Below are 24,241 nucleotides of genomic sequence, written 5' to 3'. Positions count from 1 at the left end.
GGGCGGCACGTGGCGGGCATTCTATGCTGCGGTCGGTAAGTGTCAATCGCCACGAAGTGGCCTTCCTGCAATGCGAAACGAGCGCAATCCGGAGCATTCCGGTGCGGTGGAAAAGCCTCATCGCGATGCTTAACTGTGTGGGAACATGTGGACGCACGACCGCGGACTCTTGCGCCAGAGTCACGCCATATTGTAGCGTTTGGCCTGTCGGGTACGACATCTCGTGCGGCGGTACTGGACCCTCTAAGTAACCTTTGTGTCTCGCGTAAACGTTCGGGCGCAACACCGTGCCCGGCGAGGGCTAAGGGATTCTGGCCGCAGGGATTTTTGTCCAGATTGGCTCGCAGCGCCGCTCCAATGATTGGCCGGCGCTACGCGAAGGGAAGAATGCGATGACTGTATTGACCTGGTCCGACGATCGCGTCGAGCAGCTGAAGAAGCTCTGGGAGTCCGGCCTGTCGGCCAGCCAGATCGCGGCGGAACTTGGCAATGTGACGCGAAACGCCGTGATCGGCAAAGTGCATCGGCTCGGCCTCTCCGGCCGCGCCAAGGCACCCTCCACGGCCGCGCCGCGGCAGCGCAAGGCCCGCCCCGCCCAGCACATGATGCGGGTGGCGCGCCCGGTCTCGCGCGGCAACACCGCGCTGGCGCACGCCTTCGAGGCCGAGATGGAGCCCGATCCGATCTCCTACGACAATGTGGTGCCGATGAGCCAGCGGCTGTCGCTGCTCGAGCTCAACGAGGCCACCTGTCACTGGCCGGTCGGCGATCCCTCGAGCCCGGAATTCTTCTTCTGCGGCGGCAAAGCGCTCGGCGGCCTGCCCTATTGCGCGCATCACTCGCGCGTCGCCTACCAGCCCGCCGCCGATCGCCGCCGGCCGTCGGCGAAACCGCAGATCAAGTGAGCACTCGGGAAAACGACGGAAGACCTCAAAGACAAATCCCCGCGAAAGCGGGGATTTTTTTGTGTGACGCAGCCCGGATGGAGCCAACGGGGCGCTCGTTCGCGCGACCCGTCGGCTCCATCCGGGCTACCGCTACGTCACCGGCCTCGTCCCGGCGCAGGCCGGGACCCATAACCACGAATGGGTGTTGTTAGAAAGCCGTCTGGCCGCGTGCCGATTGCGCTGGCCGCGGCGTATGGGTCCCGGCTTTCGCCGGGACGACGCCGTGTTGCGGTTTATGAATGCCGCATGGCCGTTACGGCTGCGGCTCGGCCTTGGCAAAGCGGTCGTCGAGCGCGTAGCCGGCGCCGCGCACAGTGCGGATCGGATCCTGCTCGCGGCCCGGATTGAGCAGCTTGCGCAGGCGGCCGATATGCACGTCGACGGTGCGCTCATCGATGTAGATGTCGCGGCCCCAGACGCTGTCGAGCAATTGCTCGCGGCTGAACACGCGGCCGGGATGCTCGAGGAAGAATTCGAGCAGGCGATACTCGGTCGGCCCGAGATCGATCGGACGGCCCGAGCGCGCCACGCGGCGCTTCTCGCGGTCGAGCTCGATGTCGCCGTAGGTCAGCACGGTCGCAAGCCGCTCCGGGCTGGCGCGGCGCAACAGGCCCTTCACCCGCGCCAGCAGCTCCGGCACCGAGAACGGCTTGACGATGTAATCGTCCGCGCCGGTGGCAAGCCCGCGCACGCGCTCGCTTTCCTCGCCGCGCGCGGTCAGCATGATGATCGGAAGCTGCTTGGTCTCGGGCCGCGCCCGCAGGCGGCGGCACAGTTCGATGCCGGACAGGCCCGGCAGCATCCAGTCCAGCACCACGAGGTCGGGGACGCGCTCCTTCAGCCTTGTATCCGCATCGTCGCCGCGCCCCACCGTCTCGACATCGTAGCCTTCCGCATCGAGATTGTAGCGCAACAGCGTCGTCAGCGCTTCCTCGTCTTCGACTACCAGAATGCGTGCGCTCATCGGTTTAAGTTCTTTCTCTGTGGTGATCCGTTGCCCAGACGCAAACCGAAACGCTTACTTCCTTGAGCATAGTCCCCGCGGAAACGATTTGTCGCGAGGATCGTCCAGTTTCGCTCTTGCCGGTTCCGTGCTTGCCGATCATGCCTCAGTTGCCCGGCACCGTGGTGGCAAAAGTGGTCATGTCGCCCTTCGGGCGCTTGTCGGTGATCTGCTGGCCCTCGATCATGTAGAACACGGTCTCGGCGATATTGGTGGCGTGATCGCCGATCCGCTCGATGTTCTTGGCGCAGAACATCAGATGGATGCAGAACGAGATGTTGCGCGGATCTTCCATCATGTAGGTGAGCAGTTCGCGGAACAGCGAGGTGCAGATCGCATCGACCTCCTCGTCGCCCTTCCAGACGTTCATCGCCGCCGGCAGGTCGTGCGCGGCATAGGCGTCGAGCACCGACTTGACCTGCGACAGCACGAGGTCGGTCATGTGCTCGAGGCCGCGGATCAACTTCAGCGGCTGGAAATCGCTCTCCAGCGCCGCGACGCGCTTGCCCATGTTCTTGGCGAGGTCGCCGATCCGCTCGAGATCAGTGGCGACGCGCATCGCGCTGACGATCTCACGCAGGTCGATCGCCATCGGCTGGCGGCGCGCGATCGTCAGCACCGCGCGCTCTTCGATGTTGCGCTGCAGATTGTCGATCTCGATGTCGGCGGCGACCACGCGCTTGCCGAGCGCGACGTCGCGACGGATCAGCGCGTCGACCGACTCGGTGATCATTCGTTCGACCAGGCCGCCCATCTCGGCGACCAGGCGGGTCAACTCCTGCAGGTCGCTGTCGAATGCCTTGGCGGTATGTTCAGAAGCCATCGCTTGTCTCCCTCAACCATGATCCCGGGGATCATGGCTTCGTGTCCTGAATTTTAGCATGACCTGATCGGAAAACCGGTTTCCACTTTTCCGGATCATGCGCCGGTCAACCGAACCGGCCGGTGATGTAGTCCTGGGTGCGCCGATCGCTCGGTGAGGTGAAGATCTTGTTGGTGTCGTCGAACTCGATCAGCTCGCCGAGATACATGAAGGCGGTCTTGTCGGAGACGCGCGCCGCCTGCTGCATGTTGTGGGTGACGATCGCGATCGTGTAGTCCTCGGAGAGTTCCTGGATCAGCTCCTCGACCTTGGCGGTCGAGATCGGGTCGAGCGCCGAGCACGGCTCGTCGAACAGGATCACCTCGGGGCGCACCGCCACGGTGCGTGCGATGCACAGGCGCTGCTGCTGGCCACCGGAGAGCGACAGGCCGGAGGCGTTCAGCTTGTCCTTGACCTCGTTCCACAGCGCGCCGCCGCGCAGCGCCTTCTCGACCCGGTCGTCCATCTCGGACTTCGAGATCTTCTCATAGAGGCGGATGCCGAAGGCGATGTTCTCGTAGATCGTCATCGGGAACGGCGTCGGCTTCTGGAACACCATGCCGACCCGCGCGCGCAGCAAGTTGAGGTCGAGCTTGGGGTCGAGAATGTTGGTCTGGTCCAGCATCAGCTGGCCGACCGCGCGCTGACCCGGATACAGGTCGTACATCCGGTTGAAAATGCGCAGCAGGGTCGACTTGCCGCAGCCGGACGGGCCGATGAACGCCGTGACGCGGTTGGTGCCGAGCGCCAGGTTGATGTTCTTCAGCGCGTGGTGCTCGCCGTAATAGAAGTTGAGGTTGCGCACCGTGACTTTCGGCGGCGCTTCCGGCAGCGGAACCTGGGGAATGTGGCCTGCGGCAGTCGTGGAGACGGAAAGCTCGGTCATTTTGCGGCCCTTTCGGCACCAAGGATACGCGCGCCGATATTCAACGCGAGCACGGTGAATGTGATGAGCAGCGCGCCGCTCCACGCCAGCTCTTTCCAGTAGGCGTAGGGGCTCTGCACGAAGTTGTTGATGGTCACTGGCAGGTTGGCCATCGTCTTGGTCAGATCCAGGCTGAAGAACTGGTTCGACAGCGCGGTGAACAGCAGCGGCGCGGTCTCGCCGGCGACGCGGGCGGTCGCCAGCAGCACACCGGTGATCAGACCCGATCGCGCGGCACGATAAGCGATCCGCTTGATCACCAGCGAACGCGGCAGGCCGAGCGCGGAGGCGGCCTCGCGCAGCGGATTGGGCACCAAGAGCAGCATGTCCTCGGTGGTGCGCAGCACGACCGGGATCACGATCACCGCGAGCGCAAGGCTGCCTGCGATCGCCGAGAAGCCGCGCATCGGCACCACCACCGCACCATAGATGAACAGGCCGATGATGATCGAGGGCGCGCTGAGCAGGATGTCGTTGATGAAGCGGATCACCGAGGTCAGCTTGTCGTGCTTGCCGTATTCGGCGAGGTAGGTGCCGGCGAACAGGCCAAGCGGCGCGCCGATGCCGACGCCGATCACGGTCATGATGACCGAGCCGACGATGGCGTTGAGCAAGCCGCCTTCGGTCGAGCCGGGCGGCGGCGTGTTCTGGGTGAACAGCTGCACGCTGAGGCCGGCAAGGCCGTTATAAAGCAGCGTGATCAGGATCAGCGCCAGCCAGGTAACGCCGAACAGCGCCGCGCCGACACAGAGTGCGCGGATGACGATGTCGCTGCGGCGGCGGGATTTGTAGATCGGGTTCATGGCGTTACTTCCCCGCCTTCTTTTCAAGCCGCATCAGCATCAGCCGCGCGCCGGCGAGCACGAAGAAGGTCAGCACGAACAACAGCAGGCCGAGCAGGATCAGGCCGGACTGGTGCAGGCCGTCGCTCTCGGCGAATTCGCTGGCGATCGCCGCCGAGATCGTGGTGCCCGGCGCGAAGATCGACGACGAGATCCGGAACGAGTTGCCGATGATGAAGGTCACCGCCATGGTCTCGCCGAGGGCGCGGCCGAGCGCCAGCATGATGCCGCCGATCACGCCGACGCGGGTGTAGGGGATCACGACGCTGCGGACGACTTCCCAGGTGGTGCAGCCCATGCCGTAGGCGGCCTCTTTCAGCACCGGCGGCACGGTCTTGAACACGTCGACCGAGATCGCGGTGATGAAGGGCAGCACCATGATCGCAAGGATCAGCGCGGCGTTGAACAGGCTGAGATAGGACGGCGGGCCTGCGAACACCGCGCCCAGCACCGGGACGCCCTCGAAGATCCGGATCATGAAGGGCTGGAACGTGTTGGCCAGGAACGGGCCGAGCACGAAGAAGCCCCACATGCCGTAGATGATCGAGGGGATGCCGGCGAGCAGCTCGATCGCGATGCCGATCGGGCGGCGCAGCATTTGCGGGCAGAGCTCGGTGAGGAACACGGCGATGCCGATGCCGACCGGAATGGCAATCAGCATCGCGATGACCGAGGTGATCAGCGTGCCGTAGATCGGGCCGAGCGCGCCGAGCACCGGTGGATCGGCCGAGGGCGCCCAGCGCTGCGTCCAGAGGAAGGCGAAGCCGTATTCCTTCATCGCCGGCCAGGCGCCGACGATCAGCGACAGGATGATGCCGCCGAGGATCAACAGAACCGAAATCGCCGAGATACGGGTGATCCAATAGAAGGTGAGGTCACCGAGCTTGAAGGCGCTGAGGGCCTTGGCGCGATCGTAAGGTCCCGCGGCTTCCATCACATCGCTCTGAACAGCCATGTCTGCCACGCCAATCCCCTCTTTAGTATGCAAAAGCCACGCAAACCGCTACGCCCCGAAGCGATCTTCACTGACGCATTTGGCCGGGCGTCGTCGTTCCAGCCACGCCCCTTGAGGCGCGAACCCGGCCTCGATCGCGCGCTTGTTGCCGCGGTGATGGAGACCGGGTCTTGGTCGCTCAACCTGGGCCGCGATCGAGTCGGCACAGGCCCTGTCGCAGCGTCGGACTTAGCTCTTGATGTCCGACGACCAGGTCTTCTCGATCAGCTTGACGACCGAGTCCGGCATCGGGATGTAGTCGAGCTCTTCGGCCGCCTTGTCGCCCTTCTCGAAGGCGTACTTGAAGAACTTGAGCGCTTCCTGCGAGGCCGCCTTGTCGGTCGAGTCCTTGTGCATCAGGATGAAGGTCGCCGCGGTGATCGGCCAGGAGGCCTCGCCCGGCTGGTCGGTCAGGATCACGTAGTAGCCGGGAGCCTTGGCCCAGTCGGCATTCGAAGCGGCAGCCTGGAAGGCAGCCATGGTCGGCTGCACGGTCTTGCCGGCCTTGTTGACCAGCCCGGTGTAGGTCAGCTTGTTCTGCTTGGCGTAGGCATACTCGACATAGCCGATAGCGTTCTTGGTCTGGCTGATGTTGCCGGCAACGCCTTCGTTGCCCTTGGCGCCGACGCCGACCGGCCACTCGACCGCGGTGCCGGAACCGACCTTGGACTTCCAGTCGGCGTTCGACTTGGAGAGATAGTCGGTGAAGTTGAAGGTGGTGCCCGAACCGTCCGAACGGCGCACGACGGTGATGGCATCGCCCGGCAGGGTCAGCTTCGGATTGAGTTTGGCGATCGCCGCGTCATTCCACTTGGTGATCTTGCCGAGATAGATGTCGCCGAGCACTTCGCCCGACAGGATCAGGTCACCCGGCTTGATGCCTTCGAGGTTCACGACCGGGACGATCGCACCCATCACCATCGGCCACTGCACGAGGCCGTCCTTCTCGAGTTGCTCGTGCTTGAGCGGCGCGTCGGTGGCGCCGAAGGTCACGGTCTTGGCCTGGATCTGCTTGATGCCGGCGCCGGAGCCGATCGACTGGTAGTTCAGACCGTTGCCGGTCTCCTTCTTGTAGGCGTCAGCCCACTTCGAATAGATCGGGAACGGAAACGTCGCGCCCGCGCCGGTAATATCGGCAGCGAAGGCCGACGTCGAAGCGGCGATCACGCCGGCTGCGACGATTGCTTTGATGAAATTCATGGGTGCTCTCCATCCAGTGAGCGAAGCGCCGAATGCGCCCGATCGCGCTCACGCCGGTCCATCTAGGAGCGGTCGGTGCTGCTTTTACGAAGGTTGGATGACAGTTGGATGACAGTACTAAGCTTCTGAAAACGCTTAGCTCTGAGTTGGCAACGGGGTCTTCGGCCGGGGAAAACAGGCGGTAAAAGTGGCCCCGTTCTTCGGCACGCTCTCGATCAAAAGACGCCCGCGATGACGGTTAAGAATATGTTTCACCAACGATAATCCGAGGCCCGTTCCGCCCTGGTTGCGGCTGTCGCCGACGTCGACCCGGTAGAAGCGCTCGGTCAGCCGCGGCAGGTGCTCGGGGGCGATGCCGGGGCCGAAATCCCGTACCATGACACGGATTTCGGGGGCCCCTTCGCCCGATGCACCCGAAACGGCCTGATTCAGCGACACTATGACGCGCCCCCCGGAGGCGCCGTATTTGAGGGCATTCTCGATCAGGTTCTCGAACAGGCGGAGCAGTTCCTCGCGGTCGCCGGCGATCATGACCGGAGCCTGAGGCAGGTCGACCTCGATCTCGACCTGGCGCTCGCTGGCCAGTGCCTCGAGCCCGTCGGCGACCTGGCGGATGATCGGCACGATGTCGATCGAGGCCTCGGGCCGCACATGGGCCGACAACTCGACCCGCGACAGCGACAGCAAATCGTCGATCAGCCGCGCCATGCGGGTCGCCTGGGTGTGCATGATGCCGAGGAAGCGCTCGCGCGCCCGCGCGTCCTCGCGCGCCGGCCCCTGCAGCGTGTCGATGAAGCCGGACAAGGCGGCGAGCGGCGTGCGCAGCTCGTGGCTGGCATTGGCGACGAAGTCGGCTCGCATCTCCTCGACCCGGCGCAGCGGCGTCAGGTCGTGGAAGGTCATCAGCATGCACTTCTCGGTGCCGCCGAACTGGGTCGGCACCGGCACCGGCGTGATCACCAGTTCCATCCAGCGATCGACCGGAACGTGGTCGGTGTAGGTGGCGCGGCGTGGCTCGGTGGTCGCGATCGCCTCGCGCAGCGCGGTGATGATCTCCGGCGAGCGCAGGGCAAATTGCGCCAGTTCGTTCTTGCGCAGCGCAGGCGCGAGCTGCGCCGCTGCGGCGTTGAGATGGATGACGCGGCCGGCGCGATCGAGCAATACGGCCGGATCCGGCATGCCGGCGACGACCGCGCTGACGGCGGCGGCCTCGACCGGATTGACGCCGCGGACATCCTCGCGCGAGGTTCCGGCATCATGCAGCCGCCACGGCACCAGCGCCGCGGCCGCGATGCAGACGAACACGGCGCAGGCGCGCACCAGCGACAATTCGCCGAGCGCGACCACCACGCTCAAGGCCAGCGCTGCGGCAAGCAGGATCAGCGCGGAGTGGCGCAACCGGTCGGGCCAGGGCGAGAAGATGGAGGAATGCGAATCGTCAATTGCCATCGCGGCGGCTTTCATCCCGTCGGTTCATGTCTCGCCCAGGCGCGGTCATAGCGACCTTCCCTCGGGAGGCATCGGGCCGCTTCATCAGACCCCGGAGTCACCGCGCTTGCGAACCAGAACCGCCTCATGGTGCGGCTCGGCGCGGGGACCCGAATCAGCCTGCGGCAGCCGTTTGAGTCGGGCGCCGACAATAACCTCCCGAAACGTCAGCAAGATTACAGATATGACGAACGGCGCAATATAGTAGAGCAGCCGGAACAGCAGCATACCGCCGAGCAGGTCCTCGCGGTCCATCTGCCAGAGGCCGACCAGCATAGCGGCGTCGAACACCCCGAGGCCGCCGGGGGAGTGGCTGGCGAAGCCGAGCAGGGTCGCCGACACGAAGATGACGGCGACCACGACGAAGCCGAGATTTGGCTCGTCCGGCACCAGCACGTACATCGCCAGCGCGCAGAAGCCGAGGTCGAGGATGCCGATTGCGATCTGCAGCAGCGTCAGCGGGCCACCCGGCAGGGTCACCGTCCAGGGGCCGCGGCCGACCACCCGCGGCTGGGTCCAGACCCAGACCACATAGGCGACCAGCGCGGTGATGATCGCGAATGCCAGCGCCCGGTTGAGCCAGGGCGGCAGCTGGTCGATGTTGGCGGCGGCCTCGGGGTGGTAGGCGATGCCGAGCCCGAGCACCGCGGCATTGCCGAGCCAGAAGGTGAGCCCGGCGAGAAAGCAGATCTTGGCGACGTCGATCGCGTTCAACCCCCACGCCGAATAGATCCGGTAGCGCACCGCGCCGCCGGTGAAGACGCTGGCGCCGACATTGTGGCCGATCGAATAGGAGGTGAAGGCCGCGAGCGCGTTGATGCGATAGGGCACATGGGCGTGGCCGATCGCGCGCACCGCGAACAGATCGTAGAAGGTCAACGTGAAGTAGCCCGCCGCGACGAACAGTCCCGCCAGGGCAATCTGCCGCGGCTCGGTGCTCTTGATGGCCTCGAGCACCTCGTTGGTGTCGATGCCGCGCAGCATGTGATAAAGGACGTAGCAGGCGATGCCGATGACGGCGATGCTGATGACAACACCCAGCCGATGCAGGATTTGCTTCTGGCGCAGAAACGCCATCGCCCTGCGTATTGCTTCCAGCATCTAGACCTCGAATTGCGATCCCGCGACGACGGCTCCCGGGCGATCTCCGCCGGCGCTTCGCTGTGCCCTGGCCCGTGTAGCGCGTTTTAAACCGGAGTGGAATTCGTCAAAAGACAATAAAACGCGCATCTTCAAGATATTACGGATGATTCATGACAGCGGGTGCACAAATATGCGCGTTTCCCGCCGCCTTCGACAAGACTTGACATGCGCGTGCGGCAGTTAGCCCGCCGAACGGTCTGCAAGGCCATCCGGAAAACTACGGTGAAGTACCGGCACGGCCGAATAGAGAATGATCTTCCGGTACCCGCCGGGAGGCGCTCCGCCGATCATCAATCCCGCGCGGCCGTGACCGCGGCGACGATCTCGGCGGCATCGGGAAAATGTCCCTTCGTGCGCCTGGCGACAACCTCGTCGCCGAGCTTGACCTGGAAGATGCCGCCCTTGCCGGGGATCAGCGTCGCATCGACGCCGAGGCGCTCGCGCAACAGCGCCGCGGCCTCTTTGGCACGCTTCTCATAGCCGCACGGCCGGCAATAGGTGATCGAGACATCCCTCATGTCACGCGCTCCGTGCCCCTCATGCGGCGTGGCGCTGCGCGGAGGCAGCCTCGACGCCGGCGATCCAGCCGGCCACAGAACGGCCGATCGCCTCCGGATGATCCTCCTGCAGATAGTGCGCGCCCGCGCCGAGTTGAATGACCGCGCAATGCTTGAGCGTCTTGGCGAATTCGGCGGCAAAGGCTGGTGACACCAGTGCCCCGGGCGTCGCCGCGAACAGCAGCTTCGGATAGGTCGATGCCACGAGCGCCGCATGCGCCACCGTGAGCGCCTCAGTGACATCGGCCGGCTCGCCCGCGATCGGCAGCTCGCGCGGCAGCATCAGGGTCGGCTTGCGGCTCTCGCGCGTCGCAAACGGCGCGCGGTAGGCGGCCATCTCCTCCTCGCCGAGCGTGCGCAGGATCGAGCCGGGCAGCACGCGTTCGACGAACGCATTGTTGTCGAGGATCATCGCTTCGCCCTCGCCCGGCGTGCGGAATTTCCGGAACGTCTCCCGCGCGGCGTCGTGCTGGTGGAAGTCCGACCAATCGCGCATCGGGCGGATGAACTCAATGAAGGCGAGCCCGCGCACCAGTTGCGGACGGCGTACCGCGAGGTGGAAGGCGAGCGCCGTGCCCCAATCCTGGGCGACGAGATAGGCCGAGGCAATGCCCAGCTCGTCGATCAGCGCATCGAGATAGTCCGCCTGGTCGAAGAAGCGATAGCCGATGTCGGGTTTGCCGGACTGGCCGTAGCCGATCAGGTCGGGCGCGATGCAGTGCCCGACGGGGGCGACCAGCGGCATGATGTTGCGCCAGATGTAGGACGACGTCGGATTGCCGTGCAGGAACAGCACGTGCGGCGCGTCGCTACGGCCGGTCTCGCGATAGGCCATCGTAGACCCAAGCACGGCGCGATGATGCAGGCTGATATCGGGGGATCTGGTCATGGCAACTCCTTGAACACGGTTTGGAATGCGATCGTCTTGAAACGCGTCAGCGCCGCTTCGCTGCGTTCGACCTTCATGCGCAGCATCGCGCCCTGCCAGGATGCGAGCAGGAAATCGGCCAGCTGATCGGGATCGAAGTCGGAGGCGATCTCGCCGGTGGCCTGAGCCTCGGCGATGCAGGCCGCAAACGGCGCGCGCCATTCCCGGAAGATGTCGTCGAGCTGCTCGCGCAGCATCTCGCTCGAGCCCGATGCCTCGAGGCTGAAGTCGCCGATCAGGCAGCCGCGGGTGAAACCGTCACGCGCGAGCTTGCCGGTGATCAGATCGAGATAGCTTCTCAGCCTTTCGCGCGGCGTCAGCGTCAGGTCGCCCAGCGCCTCGGCGACGAGGCCGCGGACATAGAGGAAGTAGCGGTCCAGCACCTCTGACGCGAACAGCTCCTTCGAGCGGAAATGGTTGGTGAAGGAGCCCTGCGGCGCGCCGGCTGCGGCAGTGACGTCGCGCACGCTGGTGCCGTGATAGCCGGTCCGGAACATTTCCGTCAGGCCGGCGTCGAGGATGGCATCGCGGAGAGAGGGTTTTGGCATGGACAGGATTTAATACGTACGTACGTATTGATGTCAAGCGCTAAAACGAATGCAGTTCGCCCTGCGCTTGGCGACGCCGCTCAGGCCTGTCGGATCAGGGGATTGAGGTCAGCTCGCGGGCTTGCTGCGCGAAACCACCCAGTCGCGCAGCCAGGAGCCGATCGCGCAGCCGACGAGATAGAGCGCGAACATGACCAGGAAGAGATCGAGCCAGTAGCCGAACCGGCCGGGCACGATTCGCGCGAACGACGCCGCCACCAGCGCGGCGGCGAGCAGCGCCAGCCAGCGCATCCAGACCTTCGAGACCCCCCGCGCCCGATGCACCACCGCGATCCAGCCCATGCAAAAGCCGAGCAGCGCCGCGCCGAGCAGCCAACCCCAGAAGAATGTCGCGAGCACGGTCATCGCTACTTCACCACGAATTCGATGCGGCGGTTCTGCGCCTTGCCGTCTTCACTCTCGTTGCCGGCCAGCGGCTGCGTGCTGCCATAGCCGATCGGCGTGAAGCGGCTGGCAGGCAGCCCGGCGCGCACGAGGTAATCCACCACGGCCTGCGCGCGGCGTTCCGACAGTGCCTGGTTGGCGGCCTCCTCGCCGTCGCTGTCGGTATGGCCGGCGATCTCGATCGTCGCATTGGGGCAGCGCAACGCGGTCTCGATCAGGCGGTCGAGCAGGCCGGCGGAATCCGGCACGATGTCGGCCTTGCCGGACTCGAAGCGGATCTTGCCCTTCGAGAGAATTTCGGAAAACAGCTGCTGGCACACCGTGGGATCGACCGGGGCAGCCGCCGGCTTGACCGTGACCTCGGCCTTGTACTGCCAGCCCTGCGGAAAATCCTTGCCGAGCCCGTCGCGGATCTGGCCGGCGGCAGCATCGTAGAGCGCATCGCCCGACAGCTTCACCTCGCGGTCCGATACCACCAGCGTTCCGGTCGATAGCCGCGACAGCGCGCCGAGCGCGGGCACCACCGCGGCCGCGAAACCCGACGGCGCGCCGATGCTGGCCTTGAGATTGTCGACCACCTTCTCGCTGAAGAACTTGCGGCCGGCGGCGGCGACCAGCGCGGCATGCACGTTGTTGTCGGGCACGTAGCCGGTCAGCGTCAGCGTCACCGAAACCGGGTCCTTGTAGGCCTGGAACACGTAAGGCGGCGCCTTGATGTCGTTGGCGGCGATCGAATAGCCTTCCGGCAGGTTCTTCAGCGCCGCGGCGACCGCTTCGCGTCCGCCGAGCTCGCGCGCCATGCCGGCGAGATTGACCTTGTTGTCGGTCAGCGTGATCTTGCCTTCCTTCAGCTTGCCGATCTGGTCGAGCAACAGCAGCGCCGCCGCGTCGAACCGCAGCGGCGCGCCGCGGGCGAGCACCATCTGATCCACCACCTCAACGCCGCCGAGACCGGCCTTCGCGGCTTCGGTCAACTTGCCCTTGCTCGACGGCAGCGGCGCATTGCCGCCGAGCGTGACCCGCACGACGTCGCGTTCGGCGGACCAGACAAAGGGCTTGGCTTCGGGAACAAGGCGGGTCTCGTCGTTGACCAGCCGCACGCCGGGCACGGCTTCGACCGACGCCACCGCGCTGAGGCGGCCGTCTTCGGAGAAGGCGTTGGCCGCGAACGTAACGTCGCGGCCGTCGACGCTGATGCGGCGCTTGTCGAGGACTGTGTCCTTCAGTGCGGCATTGGAGCGCGCGGCAAGGTCCGCTTCGACCGTTGTGGTGCTCGTCCAGGCCGCGATACCCCAAAGCACGACCAGTGGAATCACCCCCGGCCACCACTTGCTACTCCACTTGAAAAGTCCGTGCATTCAGCGTCCTGCGGGGTCGGGAACCAGAGAGAAAACAAACCCTTGGCTGACTGTCAAACCCCAAATGACGCGCCATGGCGGGGGCGCCATGTCGGACCGGGATAACAGTTTCTTCAGTGGTCTTTCGCTAAGTTTGCCGCGGAATGCAAATCGGCCGGCCCGCGCCCTCATGAAACAACTCCGCAACACCGTGATCCGTGCCGGGATGGAGGCGTTGTATTTCTCGGGTGCGCATATCCTGCTGCGGCCGATCTTCGCCGGCGTCGGCGCCATCTTCATGCTGCACCACGTCCGTCCGCGGCGCGGCGACGCGTTCCAGCCGAACCATCATCTCGAGGTCACGCCGGACTTCCTGCGCGCGATGCTGACACATCTGCGCGCGCTCGACGTCGACGTGATCAGCATCGACGAGGCGCATCGCCGTCTCGCCGAACGGAATTTCGCACGGCGCTTCGCCTGCTTTACCTTCGATGACGGCTATCGCGACAACCGCGATTTCGCGCTGCCCGTGATGCGCGAGTTCGGCGCCCCGTTCACGGTCTATGTCGCGAGCGATTTCGCCGAGGGCTGCGGCAGATTGTGGTGGATCGCACTGGAGCGGGTGATCGCGGCGGCGTCCGCGATCGAGGTGCCGATCGACGGCACCATGACGCGGATCGACACCGCGACAGCGCAGGCCAAGCGGACTGCCTTCGGCCGCATCCACGACTGGCTGCGTTCACTGCCCGGCGAGCAGGCGATGCAGGCCGAGATATCCGCGCTGTGCGCCCGTCACGGGGTCGACGAGACCGGCATCGTGCGCGAGCTCTGCATGTCCTGGGACGAGTTGCGCGGCTTCGCCGAGGATCCGCTGGTGACGATCGGCGCGCACACCATCACCCATTGCAATCTCGCCAAGCAGAGCGAGACCATCGCATCGTTCGAGCTCGCGACCAGCCGGGCGCGGATCGAGGATGCGCTGCAGCGGCCGGCATTGCATCTCGCCTATCCCTATGGCGACCGGATCGCCGCCGGGCAGCGTGAATTCGCCCTCGCCCGGTCGATCGGCTTTCGGACCGCGGTGACGACGCGGCCGGGCATGCTGTTTCCCGAAAGCGCCGACCATCTGACCGCCTTGCAGCGGGTCTCGCTGAACGGCAATTACCAGGACGCGCGCCTGCTGCCGGTGCTGACATCAGGCGCCGCTACAGCGGTGTGGAACGGCTTTCGCCGCATCGACGCGGCGTAAGCTACTCTTCGTAGCCCGGATGCAGCGAAGCGTAATCCGGGGCCGTCGCATCCGCGGATAGCATTTTCCCGGATTTCGCTTCACTGCATCCGGGCTACCGATCCCTTCCCTCTCCTTGACTCGCTCCCCGGGCGCGCCCAGAACCACTGGCAACGCAAAGGAGGAGCGCATGTTCAAGGATCTGTTCTCGCTGAAAGGCCGCGTCGCATTGGTGACCGGGGGATCGCGCGGCATCGGCAAGATGATCGCGGCCGGCTTCCTCGCGCAGGGTGCCGCCAGGGTCTACATCACCGCGCGCAAGGCAGGTCCCTGCGAGGCGACCGCCCAGGAGCTGTCCGCCGCCTATGACGGCGAATGCATCGCGCTGCCGATCGACATCTCGACCGTCGAGGGCTGCGAGAAGCTCGCGGGCGAGATCATCAAGCGCGAGCCGAAGCTCGACATCCTCGTCAACAATGCCGGCGCGGCCTGGGGCGCGGATTTCGACGAATTTCCGGAGAGCGGCTGGGACAAGGTGATGAACCTCAACGTCAAGTCGATCTTCTTCCTGACCAAGGCGCTGGCCAAGCCGCTGCGTGCGGCGGCGACGCACGACAGGCCGGGCAAGGTGATCAACATTGCCTCGATCGACGGCATCTTCGTCAACCCGATGGAGACCTATTCCTATGCCGCCAGCAAGGCTGCGGTGATCCATCTGACGCGCCGCATGGCGACACGCCTGATCAAGGACAACATCAACGTCACCGCGATCGCACCGGGCGCCTTCAAGTCGGACATGAACCGCGCCGCGCGCGACCACGCCGACGAAGTCGCCAAGCGCGTGCCGGCGAAGCGCGTCGGTACCGACGAGGACATGGCGGGCACCGCGATCTACCTCGCCTCGCGCGCCGGCGACTATGTCGTGGGCAACACCATCGCGGTCGATGGCGGCGTGGTCTACGCGACCGCGGGGCTGGAGATCGCGGGCTAAGCAGCCGCGCGACCGACCTACGGCAACGGCTCCGCCGAAGGGCGGGGCCGTTTTCGTCGCTGGCTCACCTGCTTCCATAGGGCTGTGGGCGCTTGTCATTCAAATGCATTACATTGGATGCGAGTGAAGGAGATCGCTATGGCTTCGAATGCCCTGGTCCAAACCCGCATCGATGCGGACGTAAAGGAAAAGGCCACCGAGGTTCTGGAGAACATGGGTCTCACGGTATCCGGCGCCGTGCGGATTCTGCTGACACGCACGGCCAATGAAGGAATGCTTGGAACTCGTGAGCAACAGCCAGGCTTACGACAGCTGGTTTCGCGAGAAGGTGCACCAGGCGTTGGCGGATGCCCGGCCCGGTCTCGATGATTCCGAGGTCGAAGCGCATTTCGCGCAACGCCGCGCCGCCGCGCTTCGAAAAGCGACAAGGCGTAAGCGGTGAAACTCGTCTGGTCGCGCTTCGCGTTATCCGATCGCGACGACATTTTCAGCTACATCGAGGCCGAGAATCCTCGCGCGGCGGTCCATGTTGACGAACAGATTGCCGATGCTGCGCGGCGCCTGCTCGACTTTCCTATGGCCGGCCCGGGCGTGTTGCCGGCACGCGCGAGTTGGTCATCCCGCGCACACCTTATGTCACGGCGTACCTTGTTGACGGTGAGACTGTTCGCATCTTGCGCGTGCTTCACGGTGCGCAGATGTGGCCCGACGAACTTACAAATGACGATTGAGGCCGCGCCTCCGTACCGGCATCTGACCAAAAAGAAAGGGACGAGCCCCGGGACCTTTTCGGCTCGCCCCTTCCTGTTCTCTCCCTGCGGAAAGAAACTGTTAGGTCACGATGCGATTTTCGCATCATGACCTATCCGTTGTTTGAGCATGATCTCTTCGGAAAACCGCTTCACACTTTTCCGGATCATGCTCGCGCCGATCAGCTCTCGATCCTCACATACTCGAAGTCGCCCGGCTTGTTGTCGATGCCGACCTTGGGCGGCGAGATCCAGGAGGCGAACTGGCCGGGTTCGGTCACCGGTTTCATCAGCGAGGCGATGAAGTCGCCGTCCGCGGTCGACGGCAGCCAGTCGTTCTTGCGCTTGGCCCAGGTGGCGTCGTCGATCAAGAGGCCATCGGGCGTCGCATGGACGTCCTTGAACTCGCCGATCTGGCGGTGGAAGGCGGTGTTCGGCACCGCGAGCTTGTAGTCGATGCCCGATGTCGAGATCACCTTGTTCCAGCGCAGCATGCCCTTGACGCAATCCTGCGTGTAGTCGTCGCGCAGCCGCATGTTGAGCGCGGTCAGCGCCGGCTCGTCGACCATCTTGATCTGGCCGTCCACCATCTTCATGACCGGATAGGTCGAGCTCTTGAGCTGGTGGTCGTCGTCGATCGTGGTCTCCTTGTAGCGGCCTTTGATGCCGGCGTTGAAGGCATTGGCCGCGTTGGTCGACACTTCCGAGCCGAACAGGTCGAGCGACAGCGAATAGTGCAGGTTCAGCTTCTTCTGGATGGTCGGCAGGTCGATCACGCCAAGCGCGCGGATCTTGGCGATGTCGTTCGGATCGGTGATGCCGGCTTCCTTCATCGCATCGCAGGTGCGCTGCACAACGCGGGTGATGCCGGTCTCGCCGACGAACATGTGGTGGGCTTCTTCTGTCAGCATGAAGCGGCAGGTGCGCGACAGCGGATCGAAGCCCGACTGCGCCAGCGAGTGCAGCTGCATCTTGCCGTCGCGGTCGGTGAAGTAGGTGAACATGAAGAACGACAGCCAGTCCGGCGTCGCCTCGTTGAAGGCCCCTAACATGCGCGGGCTATCCGCGTCGCCCGAGCGGCGGCGCAACAAATCATCCGCCTCCTCGCGGCCGTCGCGGCCGAAATACTTCTGCAAGAGGTAGACCATCGCCCAGAGATGGCGGCCTTCCTCGACATTGACCTGGAACAGGTTGCGCATGTCGTAGAGCGAGGGCGCGGTCTTGCCGAGATGGCGCTGCTGCTCGACCGAGGCCGGCTCGGTGTCGCCCTGGATCACGATCAGGCGGCGCAGCATGGCGCGGTGCTCACCGGGGACTTCCTGCCAGGCCGGCTTGCCATAGTCCTCGCCGAACGGAATGACGCGGTTCTCTTCCTGCGGCGCGAGCAGGATGCCCCAGCGATATTCGGGCATCCGCACGTAGTCGAACTTGGCCCAGCCGCGCGGATCGACCGAATAGGCGGTGCGCAGATAGACCAGCGATTCCTGGAAGCCGTCCGGCCCCATGTCGCTCCACCAGTCCATGTAGCCGGGGTGCCAGCCTTCCAGCGCCTTGAGCACCTGGCGGTCCTCGGCGAGATTCACATTGTTCGGAATCTTGGTCGAGTAATCGACGTTCATGATGTTCATGGCCGTGCTCCCTTAAACTCGCGTCATGTCGAATTGCGCCTTCTGGCCGGTGCCGTAGCGGCGCAGTGCGCCGTCCTCACCGACCGCGTTCGGCCGCTGGAATATCCAGTTCTGCCACGCCGTGAGGCGGGAGAAGATCTTCGATTCCATGGTCTCCGGGCCGACGAAGCGCAGATTGGCTTCCATGCCGGTGAGACCGTCGGGCGAGAACGAGGTGCGCTCCTCGAAGAACACGCGGACCTCGTCGTCCCAGTCGATGTCGTCGAGCGCGAAGGTGACGAGACCGAGCTCCTCGGCCTCCTCCGCGTCGAGCGCCTTGCCGATCGAGCCTTGCGCGCGCTCCAGATCCGACGGATCGGCCTGGAAGCGCGATTGCAGCCGGGTCAGGCCGTGGCTCATCGGATAGGGCCCGAAATTCATCGCCGTCAGCTCGATCGCCGGCGGCGGACGGTTGTCGCCCTGCTTCTGGCCGATCAGCATGTACGAGCGGTCGGCGGCGAACACGAGCTCGGCCAGCGTGCCGACGAAGCAGGAGCCGGGCTCGACCAGCGTCACCAGCGTGCGCGAGGTGACGTCGATGCGCTTGAGCACGCGCTTCCAGTAATGCCTGACCTCGTTGACCAGCCAGTGCGCCTTGTTGGCCTCCAGGAACGCATCATAGGACACGACATTGGCGCGGTCGCCATGGCTCTTGAACACCAGCATCGCGATCTCGAGCTCGTTGATGCGCAGATGCAGGATCGCGTCATCGAGCTCGCGGGCGACCTGCAGCGGCCAGAACGCAGCGCCCTGCGCGATCATGCCGTCGATGTCGGCGGGCGCCGTGGTTTCCGGCGCCTTGATCGAGATGGTGGCGATGCGCGCCGCGCGATCGATGTCGACGCTGACGAAGCCATAGCGGATGGCGCTGTCGTCGATGGTGCGCGTCAGCGGCGCCAATGCGATGCCCTTGCCGGCGCCGTTGCGCTTCGACTTCGCGGCGAATTCCTTGACGCGCTCGGCCAGCTTGCCCTCGAGCTTGGAGTTCGGCGCGATCTCGTCGACCAGGCGCCAGGAAACGGCGCGCTTGCCCTTGATGCCTTCCTCGATGGTGCAGAAGAAATCGGCATGGTCGCGGCGCACCTTGCGCTTGTCGACGACGCGCGTGAGCCCGCCGGTGCCCGGCAGCACCGCGAGCAGCGGCACTTCCGGCAGCGCGACGGCGGCAGCGCCGTCGTCGGCCATCATGATGTGGTCGGTCGCGAGCGCCAGTTCATAGCCGCCGCCGGCCGCGGTACCGTTGACGACGGTGATGAAGCTCTGCCCGGAATTCTCGCTGGAGTCTTCCAGGCCGTTGCGGGTCTCGTTGGTGAATTTGCAGAAGTTGACCTTGTGGGCATGGGTCGAGCCCGCCAGCATGCGGATGTTGGCGCCGGCGCAGAACACCCGGTTCTTGCCCGAGCGCATCAGCACCACCTTGACCTCGGGATGCTCGAAGCGCAGCCGCTGCACGGCGTCGGCAAGCTCGATGTCGACGCCGAGGTCATAGGAATTGAGCTTGAGCTGGTAGCCTTCGAACAGGCCGGCGTTCTCGTCGACGTCCATGGTCAGCGTCGCGACGTCGCCCGCAGCGTCGAGCTTCCAGTGCCGGTAGCGCGACGGGTCGGTCTGGAAGTCGATGTACTTCGCCCCGCCTGCAAGGACGCGCTCGTCACCAGCCATGGGCCACCCTTATCTGTTGTCTTGCTGTTGTTCGTTTGAAGGTTCGTCGTCGAGGTCTTCATGCACAATAATGCATGTTTTTGATCTGGTCTAGTTCAAAACGCAAAAACATGCATTTTGTTTCATGTTCGCGAAATTCACACGCTCGGCCAATGACCTGGCATCGGCACCAAAGGTCAGGCCGCCAGTGCCGGGTCGTCGCGCAGCGCCGCTTTGGCGAATTCGGCGACCGCCTCGAGCGTCACCGCGGGCGCCTCGCGATGCGGCGAATGGCCGGCACCGGCGATGGCCGTGACATCGACCGGGCAGTAGCACTCCTCCTGGGCGATCTCGACCTGGCGCATGGTGCCGTACTGGTCGGCCGCGCCCTGCACGATCAGCACCGGCACGCGGATATAGGCGAGATAGTCGGAGATATCCCAGTCGCGGAATGCCGGATCGAGCCAGGCGCCGTTCCAGCCATAAAAGGCGTTGTCGACATCCTTGTGCCAGCGCGCCAGCTTCTCCTTCAGATTGGTGGTCTCGTATGCGGTCTTGATCTCGGCGATCGACTTCACCGAAATGTCCTCCACGATGAAGTGCGGCGCCAGCAGCGCCAAGCCGTGCAGGCGATGATCCTGTTGCGCGCCGGCATAGATCGCGGCAATCGACGCGCCGTCGGAATGACCGAGCAGCAAGCCGCGGCGAAAGCCGATCCGATCGAGCAGCTTCGGCAGCACGTCGAGCGCCTCGCGGTGCATGTAGTCGACCGGACGCGGCAGCTTCGCCGGCGACGAGGCGCCATAACCCGCGCGCGAATAGGCGAACACGCCGGCGCCGGTCGCCGCCTGCAGCTTCTCGGGGAAGTCGCCCCACAGCCCGACGCAGCCGAGGCCTTCATGCAGCATCACGATGGTCGGCGCCGCGTCCGGCGAGGGACCGATCATGCGGTATTCGAGCTCGGCGCCGTCGATGCTGAGGAAGCCGGAGGGTTTCAAGTTTGTCATGGTAGGCCTTCCTCATCGTCGTCCCGGCGAAAGCCGGGACCCATAACCACAGGCGTTAGTTGTTGCGCAAAGCTGTTGAACAGCGTCTCTCGAAACGAAGGCCGCGGCGTATGGGTCCCGGCTCCCGTGCGCAATTGCGCACTAGGCCGGGACGACGCGGGGAGCTAGTGCTCGTGTTCCCGCAATTTGAACCGCTGGATCTTTCCGGTCGCCGTCTTCGGCAGATTGTCGACCACATCGATCCAGCGCGGATATTTCCACGGGCCGATCTTCTGCTTGACGTGCTCCTTCAGCGCCTCGTGCAGGCCGGCGGCTGAACTGTCGGGCCGCAGCACCACATAGGCCTTCGGCTTGAGCAGCCCTTCCGGGTCGGCCTCCGGCACGACCGCCGCCTCCAGCACCGCGGGATGGGTGATCAGCGCGCTCTCGACCTCGAACGGTGACACCCAGATGCCGGAGACCTTGAACATGTCGTCGGCGCGGCCGCAGAAAGTGTAACGGCCGTCGGCATCGCGCGTGTATTTGTCGCCGGTGCGGGTCCAGGCGCCCTCGAAGGTGGCGCGGCTCTTGGCCCGTTGATTCCAGTAGCTCTCGCCGGCCGAGGGCGCATCGACCAAGAGTTCGCCGACCTCGCCGTCCGCGACGTCGGCGCCGGCCTCATTGACCAGCCTCACCTTGTAGCCGGGCACCGGACGGCCGGACGAGCCGTATTTGATGTCGCCGGGCGCATTCGACAGGAAGATGTGCAGCAGCTCGGTCGAGCCGACGCCATCGAGGATGTCGACGCCGAACCGCGTCTTCCAGGCATTGCCGACAGATTCCGGCAGCGCCTCGCCGGCCGAGGTGCAAACGCGCAAACGGTTGCCGCCGGACTGCGCCTTGGTCGCCTCGTCGTTCAGCATCGCCGCGAACAGGGTCGGCACGCCGAAGAAGATGCTGGGATGATATTTGTTCATCAGCGCGAACATCACCGCCGGCGTCGGCCGCTCGGAGTTCAACACCGTGGTGGCGCCGACCGACATCGGGAAGGTCAGCGCATTGCCGAGCCCGTAGGCGAAGAACAGCTTTGCCGCCGAGAGGCCGACATCATCCTCGCGGATCCCGAGCACCTGCTTGGCATAGGTCTCCGCGGTCGCCGCGAGATTGGAATGCAGATGGCGCACGCCCTTCGGCATGCCGGTCGAGCCCGACGAATAGAGCCAGAATGCCGGCTCGTCGGCATGGGTCGGCGCGGTGGCGAACACGTCGCTCTCGCGCGCGATCTCATCGGACAGCTTCTTGTGGCCATGCGCATCCTTGCCGGAGACCACGACATGCTCGAGGTCGGGCATCCGCGCGATGATGTCCTTCACGACCGGCAGCAGCGCTTCCGACACGAACAGCACGCGGGCGCGGCAATCACCGAGGATGTAGGCGTATTGCTCCGCGGTCAGCAGCGTGTTGAGCGGCACCGGCACCACGCCGGCGCGGATCGCGCCGAGGAACACGATCGGGAAATCGACCGTGTCCAGCATGATCATGGCGACCCGCTCTTCGCGGCGGACGCCGAGCTGGCGCAGCATGTTGCCGACGCGGCGGGTCTGCTGCTGCAACTGGCCATAGGTGATTTGCGACACCGTATCGTCGAACACGACCTTGTCGCCGCGGCCTTCATCGACGTTGCGGTCGAGCAGCCAGGAGACCGCGTTGTAAGTCATGCTCCGCTCCTCGGACCCGGACGTGCCACGCTTCCCTCTCCTGTGAATTTAAGAATTATAATTCATACAAAGCCACCACGTTGGCTTGCTGTCAATCCTTATCGGCACTATGTTTCCTAGAACCTCGGTCTGATTCAGTCAGGACCGCGCGTCGCACAGGGATCATGACCGCAGCCAACGACCCGGAAACCGACTTCCTTGAACAGCTCGGCCAGCGCGTGCGCACGATGCGCGCCCTGCGCGGCATGTCGCGCAAGGTGCTCGCCAAGGTTTCCGGCATTTCCGAACGCTACATCGCCCAGCTCGAAAGCGGCAAAGGCAATGTCTCGATCGTGCTGCTGCGCCGTGTCGCAGGCGCGATGGGTGCGCATCTCGAGGACCTGATCCCCTCCAGCGAGCCCGTGCCGGACTGGGCCGTGATCCGCGACCTGCTGCGCAAGGCGTCGCCGAACCAGATCGCGCAGGCCAAGGACATGCTCGCCGGCAGCAGCCCGTTGGCGCCGCGGCGCGCCTCGTTCTCCGGCATTGCGCTGATCGGCCTGCGCGGCGCCGGCAAGACCACGCTCGGCCGGATGCTGGCGAAGAAGATCGGCTGGAGCTTTGTCGAGCTCAACAAGGAGATCGAGGCGCAGAACGGCCTCTCGGTCGCCGAGATCATCGCGCTGTACGGCCAGGAAGGCTTCCGCCGCATGGAGCAGGCCGCGCTGACGCAGCTGTTGGCGCGGAAGGAATTGATGGTGCTGGCGACCGGCGGCGGCATCGTCTCCGAGGCGCTGACCTTCGATTTGATCTTGTCGTCGTTCTACACGATCTGGCTGAAGGCCGAGCCGGAGGAGCACATGGCGCGCGTGCGCCGCCAAGGCGATCTGCGCCCGATGGCCGACGACCGCTCGGCGATGGCGGAATTGCGCAACATCCTGGTCAGCCGCGAGCCGCTCTACGCCCGCGCATCGGCGGTGGTCGACACCGCCGGCCTCTCGGTCGACGCCGCCGCCGCGCGGCTGATCGATTCCGTGCGGCCGGTACTGCAGAACGAGGCGCGCTCGTTCGGTCTGCGCAGCGTGGCGCTGTAATCTCACAGCACAAAAAGAAACACTACCCCCGTCATTGCGAGCGAAGCGAAGCAATCCATCTCTCCGCGCGCGTGGATGCATGGATTGCTTCGTCGCTATCGCTCCTCGCAATGACGAAAATCGTCAGCGAAGTTGAACTACCTTAGAGCAGCCGGCTCTTCACATCATCAGCACCATCCCGCAGCAGCGGCAGGAAGCGGTCGATCAATTCCTGCATCGGTACGCGATCGACATGCGCGCCCATGTTGATCGCGGCGACGATGGTGCCGTCGTAGCGGCGCACCGGCACCGAGATGGAGCGGAAATGCGGCTCGGCCTCGCGGTCGACCAGTGAATAACCCTGCGCGCGATCGGCGATGATGGTGGCGAGCAGCCTCTTCGGATCGGTCGTGGTCTGCGGCGTCACCGGATCGCGGCGCATCGCCTTCAGCCGCGTCGCGAGTTCGGCATCAGTGAGGCGGCCGAGCATGGTGCGGCCGACCGAGGTGCAGAATGCCGGCAGCCGGTAGCCGATGTCGAGACCGGCGGAGAACACCCGGGTCGGGCTCGAACGCGCCACGAACACGACATCGTCGCCGTCGAGCAAGGCGAGCGAGGCGATCTCCTGTGCCGCGCTCGCGATGCGATCGAGCACCGGCTGCAGCACCGTCACCACCTGGTTGGATTGCAGGAACGAGCCCGCGAGCGTCAGCACATGCGGCGTCAGCGTGAACAGCTTGCCGTCGGTCGCGACGAAACCGCCATGCGCGAGCGTGAACAGGATGCGGCGCGCGGTGGCGCGCGGCAGATCGGCGGCGCGCGCCAGATCGCTCAGCGTCGCAGGACCCGACACGGTGCCGAACACCTGCAGCAGGCGCAGGCCGCGATCGAGCGCCTCGACGAAGTCGGTGGCGCGCTCGTCCTGGTCGGTCCGCTTCAGCTTGGGCATGGCGTTTTAGGTTGGGTCGCGGCTTTGAACGGTTCAAAAATT

Annotated in this window: 22 protein-coding genes and 2 pseudogenes; 6 read left to right on the top strand and 18 right to left on the bottom strand. The window is 64.9% G+C overall.

The features are described 5' to 3' along the window. Nucleotides 1-392 precede the first annotated feature (392 nt). Nucleotides 393-905, top strand: coding sequence for a GcrA family cell cycle regulator (locus tag Q2M23_RS19450; protein WP_076830977.1), 513 nt, complete (start codon nt 393-395; stop codon nt 903-905). A gap of 295 nt (nt 906-1,200) precedes the next feature. Here the strand turns inward: Q2M23_RS19450 and phoB are convergent, their stop codons facing one another. The 13 genes from phoB to Q2M23_RS19385 all read right to left on the bottom strand — a co-directional run bounded on the left by phoB (nt 1,201) and on the right by Q2M23_RS19385 (nt 13,239). Then, the gene (gene phoB / locus Q2M23_RS19445) at nt 1,201-1,911 is read right to left on the bottom strand and encodes a phosphate regulon transcriptional regulator PhoB (RefSeq protein WP_016844067.1); all 711 of its coding nucleotides are present in this window, start codon (nt 1,909-1,911) and stop codon (nt 1,201-1,203) included. A gap of 145 nt (nt 1,912-2,056) precedes the next feature. After that, entirely contained in the window at nt 2,057-2,773 is a 717-nt protein-coding gene (gene phoU / locus Q2M23_RS19440; protein WP_016844066.1) for a phosphate signaling complex protein PhoU, read from the bottom strand. 106 nt (nt 2,774-2,879) lie between these two features. Then, on the bottom strand, nt 2,880-3,698 hold the full coding sequence (gene pstB / locus Q2M23_RS19435) for a phosphate ABC transporter ATP-binding protein PstB (protein WP_076830980.1): 819 nt from the start codon (nt 3,696-3,698) through the stop codon (nt 2,880-2,882). Beyond that, nucleotides 3,695-4,540, bottom strand: coding sequence for a phosphate ABC transporter permease PstA (gene pstA / locus Q2M23_RS19430; protein WP_050386784.1), 846 nt, complete (start codon nt 4,538-4,540; stop codon nt 3,695-3,697). Before pstA ends, pstB begins: the two co-directional genes overlap by 4 nt. A gap of 4 nt (nt 4,541-4,544) precedes the next feature. Further along, nucleotides 4,545-5,534 carry a phosphate ABC transporter permease subunit PstC gene (gene pstC / locus Q2M23_RS19425; RefSeq protein ID WP_057019452.1) on the bottom strand — a complete coding sequence of 330 codons (990 nt, stop codon included), beginning with the start codon at nt 5,532-5,534 and terminating at the stop codon, nt 4,545-4,547. A 228-nt stretch (nt 5,535-5,762) separates the two neighbouring features. Next, nucleotides 5,763-6,773: a phosphate ABC transporter substrate-binding protein PstS gene (pstS, locus tag Q2M23_RS19420; RefSeq protein ID WP_076830985.1), complete on the bottom strand. Its 1,011-nt coding sequence runs from the start codon at nt 6,771-6,773 to the stop codon at nt 5,763-5,765. Between the two features lie 135 nt (nt 6,774-6,908). Further along, nucleotides 6,909-8,222, bottom strand: a complete 1,314-nt coding sequence (locus Q2M23_RS19415; RefSeq protein ID WP_057019526.1) for an ATP-binding protein — start codon at nt 8,220-8,222, stop codon at nt 6,909-6,911. 84 nt (nt 8,223-8,306) lie between these two features. Further along, nucleotides 8,307-9,362 (bottom strand): lysylphosphatidylglycerol synthase domain-containing protein, encoded by a 1,056-nt coding sequence (locus tag Q2M23_RS19410; RefSeq protein ID WP_026192163.1) that lies wholly within the window; start codon nt 9,360-9,362, stop codon nt 8,307-8,309. A gap of 332 nt (nt 9,363-9,694) precedes the next feature. Beyond that, nucleotides 9,695-9,922, bottom strand: coding sequence for a SelT/SelW/SelH family protein (locus Q2M23_RS19405; protein WP_253638520.1), 228 nt, complete (start codon nt 9,920-9,922; stop codon nt 9,695-9,697). A 19-nt stretch (nt 9,923-9,941) separates the two neighbouring features. Continuing rightward, nucleotides 9,942-10,850 carry a haloalkane dehalogenase gene (locus Q2M23_RS19400; RefSeq protein WP_316396598.1) on the bottom strand — a complete coding sequence of 303 codons (909 nt, stop codon included), beginning with the start codon at nt 10,848-10,850 and terminating at the stop codon, nt 9,942-9,944. Beyond that, nucleotides 10,847-11,437, bottom strand: a complete 591-nt coding sequence (locus Q2M23_RS19395) for a TetR/AcrR family transcriptional regulator (protein ID WP_316396596.1) — start codon at nt 11,435-11,437, stop codon at nt 10,847-10,849. The genes Q2M23_RS19400 and Q2M23_RS19395 overlap by 4 nt, the downstream gene beginning before the upstream one ends. Before the next feature lie 108 nt (nt 11,438-11,545). Further along, nucleotides 11,546-11,842, bottom strand: coding sequence for a hypothetical protein (locus Q2M23_RS19390; RefSeq protein ID WP_057019456.1), 297 nt, complete (start codon nt 11,840-11,842; stop codon nt 11,546-11,548). A gap of 2 nt (nt 11,843-11,844) precedes the next feature. Continuing rightward, nucleotides 11,845-13,239: an OmpA family protein gene (locus Q2M23_RS19385; RefSeq protein WP_316396595.1), complete on the bottom strand. Its 1,395-nt coding sequence runs from the start codon at nt 13,237-13,239 to the stop codon at nt 11,845-11,847. Between the two features lie 169 nt (nt 13,240-13,408). Between Q2M23_RS19385 and Q2M23_RS19380 the strand changes: the two genes are divergently transcribed. From Q2M23_RS19380 to Q2M23_RS19365, 4 genes and pseudogenes are all read left to right on the top strand, one after another. After that, the gene (locus Q2M23_RS19380) at nt 13,409-14,467 is read left to right on the top strand and encodes a polysaccharide deacetylase family protein (protein WP_316396594.1); all 1,059 of its coding nucleotides are present in this window, start codon (nt 13,409-13,411) and stop codon (nt 14,465-14,467) included. Between the two features lie 169 nt (nt 14,468-14,636). Further along, complete coding sequence (locus tag Q2M23_RS19375; RefSeq protein WP_168858689.1) at nt 14,637-15,437, top strand: SDR family oxidoreductase; 801 nt, start codon at nt 14,637-14,639, stop codon at nt 15,435-15,437. A 138-nt stretch (nt 15,438-15,575) separates the two neighbouring features. Then, a pseudogene (locus tag Q2M23_RS19370) lies at nt 15,576-15,879 on the top strand (type II toxin-antitoxin system RelB/DinJ family antitoxin). Then, nucleotides 15,876-16,168: pseudogene (locus tag Q2M23_RS19365) on the top strand (type II toxin-antitoxin system RelE/ParE family toxin). Before Q2M23_RS19370 ends, Q2M23_RS19365 begins: the two co-directional pseudogenes overlap by 4 nt. A gap of 200 nt (nt 16,169-16,368) precedes the next feature. Here Q2M23_RS19365 and boxB read toward each other — a convergent pair. From boxB to Q2M23_RS19345, 4 genes are all read right to left on the bottom strand, one after another. Next, nucleotides 16,369-17,805, bottom strand: a complete 1,437-nt coding sequence (boxB, locus tag Q2M23_RS19360) for a benzoyl-CoA 2,3-epoxidase subunit BoxB (protein ID WP_316396651.1) — start codon at nt 17,803-17,805, stop codon at nt 16,369-16,371. Between the two features lie 21 nt (nt 17,806-17,826). Further along, nucleotides 17,827-19,515 (bottom strand): 2,3-epoxybenzoyl-CoA dihydrolase, encoded by a 1,689-nt coding sequence (gene boxC / locus Q2M23_RS19355; protein ID WP_316396593.1) that lies wholly within the window; start codon nt 19,513-19,515, stop codon nt 17,827-17,829. Nucleotides 19,516-19,691: 176 nt separating this feature from the next. Continuing rightward, nucleotides 19,692-20,501, bottom strand: coding sequence for an alpha/beta hydrolase (locus tag Q2M23_RS19350; protein WP_316396591.1), 810 nt, complete (start codon nt 20,499-20,501; stop codon nt 19,692-19,694). Between the two features lie 164 nt (nt 20,502-20,665). Beyond that, a complete protein-coding gene (locus tag Q2M23_RS19345; RefSeq protein WP_316396590.1) occupies nt 20,666-22,198 on the bottom strand; it encodes a benzoate-CoA ligase family protein in 1,533 nt (510 codons plus the stop codon). Nucleotides 22,199-22,278: 80 nt separating this feature from the next. On the opposite strand from Q2M23_RS19345, the gene Q2M23_RS19340 reads away from it, so the two are divergent. Further along, nucleotides 22,279-23,271, top strand: a complete 993-nt coding sequence (locus tag Q2M23_RS19340; protein ID WP_256521265.1) for a helix-turn-helix transcriptional regulator — start codon at nt 22,279-22,281, stop codon at nt 23,269-23,271. A 142-nt stretch (nt 23,272-23,413) separates the two neighbouring features. Here the strand turns inward: Q2M23_RS19340 and Q2M23_RS19335 are convergent, their stop codons facing one another. Continuing rightward, nucleotides 23,414-24,199, bottom strand: coding sequence for an IclR family transcriptional regulator C-terminal domain-containing protein (locus tag Q2M23_RS19335; RefSeq protein WP_057019464.1), 786 nt, complete (start codon nt 24,197-24,199; stop codon nt 23,414-23,416). Nucleotides 24,200-24,241: the final 42 nt, after the last annotated feature.

Source organism: Bradyrhizobium sp. 33ap4, from assembly GCF_032654765.1.
GTDB lineage: Bacteria > Pseudomonadota > Alphaproteobacteria > Rhizobiales > Xanthobacteraceae > Bradyrhizobium > Bradyrhizobium australafricanum.
The sequence above is the reverse complement of the archived record's forward strand: the minus strand, read 5'-3'. Positions and strand labels throughout refer to the sequence as shown.

Bases quoted from the DNA above. Each gene is read 5' to 3' on its own strand.
- Q2M23_RS19375 (WP_168858689.1), top strand. From the start codon at position 14,637: ATGTTCAAGGATCTGTTCTCGCTGAAAGGCCGCGTCGCATTGGTGACC.
- Q2M23_RS19385 (WP_316396595.1), bottom strand. From the start codon at position 13,239: ATGCACGGACTTTTCAAGTGGAGTAGCAAGTGGTGGCCGGGGGTGATT.
- Q2M23_RS19405 (WP_253638520.1), bottom strand. From the start codon at position 9,922: ATGAGGGATGTCTCGATCACCTATTGCCGGCCGTGCGGCTATGAGAAG.
- Q2M23_RS19450 (WP_076830977.1), top strand. From the start codon at position 393: ATGACTGTATTGACCTGGTCCGACGATCGCGTCGAGCAGCTGAAGAAG.
- boxB (WP_316396651.1), bottom strand. From the start codon at position 17,805: ATGAACGTCGATTACTCGACCAAGATTCCGAACAATGTGAATCTCGCC.
- Q2M23_RS19410 (WP_026192163.1), bottom strand. From the start codon at position 9,362: ATGCTGGAAGCAATACGCAGGGCGATGGCGTTTCTGCGCCAGAAGCAA.
- Q2M23_RS19390 (WP_057019456.1), bottom strand. From the start codon at position 11,842: ATGACCGTGCTCGCGACATTCTTCTGGGGTTGGCTGCTCGGCGCGGCG.
- pstS (WP_076830985.1), bottom strand. From the start codon at position 6,773: ATGAATTTCATCAAAGCAATCGTCGCAGCCGGCGTGATCGCCGCTTCG.
- Q2M23_RS19350 (WP_316396591.1), bottom strand. From the start codon at position 20,501: ATGACAAACTTGAAACCCTCCGGCTTCCTCAGCATCGACGGCGCCGAG.
- Q2M23_RS19395 (WP_316396596.1), bottom strand. From the start codon at position 11,437: ATGCCAAAACCCTCTCTCCGCGATGCCATCCTCGACGCCGGCCTGACG.
- phoU (WP_016844066.1), bottom strand. From the start codon at position 2,773: ATGGCTTCTGAACATACCGCCAAGGCATTCGACAGCGACCTGCAGGAG.
- pstA (WP_050386784.1), bottom strand. From the start codon at position 4,540: ATGAACCCGATCTACAAATCCCGCCGCCGCAGCGACATCGTCATCCGC.
- pstC (WP_057019452.1), bottom strand. From the start codon at position 5,534: ATGGCTGTTCAGAGCGATGTGATGGAAGCCGCGGGACCTTACGATCGC.
- phoB (WP_016844067.1), bottom strand. From the start codon at position 1,911: ATGAGCGCACGCATTCTGGTAGTCGAAGACGAGGAAGCGCTGACGACG.
- Q2M23_RS19380 (WP_316396594.1), top strand. From the start codon at position 13,409: ATGAAACAACTCCGCAACACCGTGATCCGTGCCGGGATGGAGGCGTTG.
- Q2M23_RS19335 (WP_057019464.1), bottom strand. From the start codon at position 24,199: ATGCCCAAGCTGAAGCGGACCGACCAGGACGAGCGCGCCACCGACTTC.
- Q2M23_RS19345 (WP_316396590.1), bottom strand. From the start codon at position 22,198: ATGACTTACAACGCGGTCTCCTGGCTGCTCGACCGCAACGTCGATGAA.
- Q2M23_RS19400 (WP_316396598.1), bottom strand. From the start codon at position 10,850: ATGACCAGATCCCCCGATATCAGCCTGCATCATCGCGCCGTGCTTGGG.
- pstB (WP_076830980.1), bottom strand. From the start codon at position 3,698: ATGACCGAGCTTTCCGTCTCCACGACTGCCGCAGGCCACATTCCCCAG.
- boxC (WP_316396593.1), bottom strand. From the start codon at position 19,515: ATGGCTGGTGACGAGCGCGTCCTTGCAGGCGGGGCGAAGTACATCGAC.
- Q2M23_RS19415 (WP_057019526.1), bottom strand. From the start codon at position 8,222: ATGGCAATTGACGATTCGCATTCCTCCATCTTCTCGCCCTGGCCCGAC.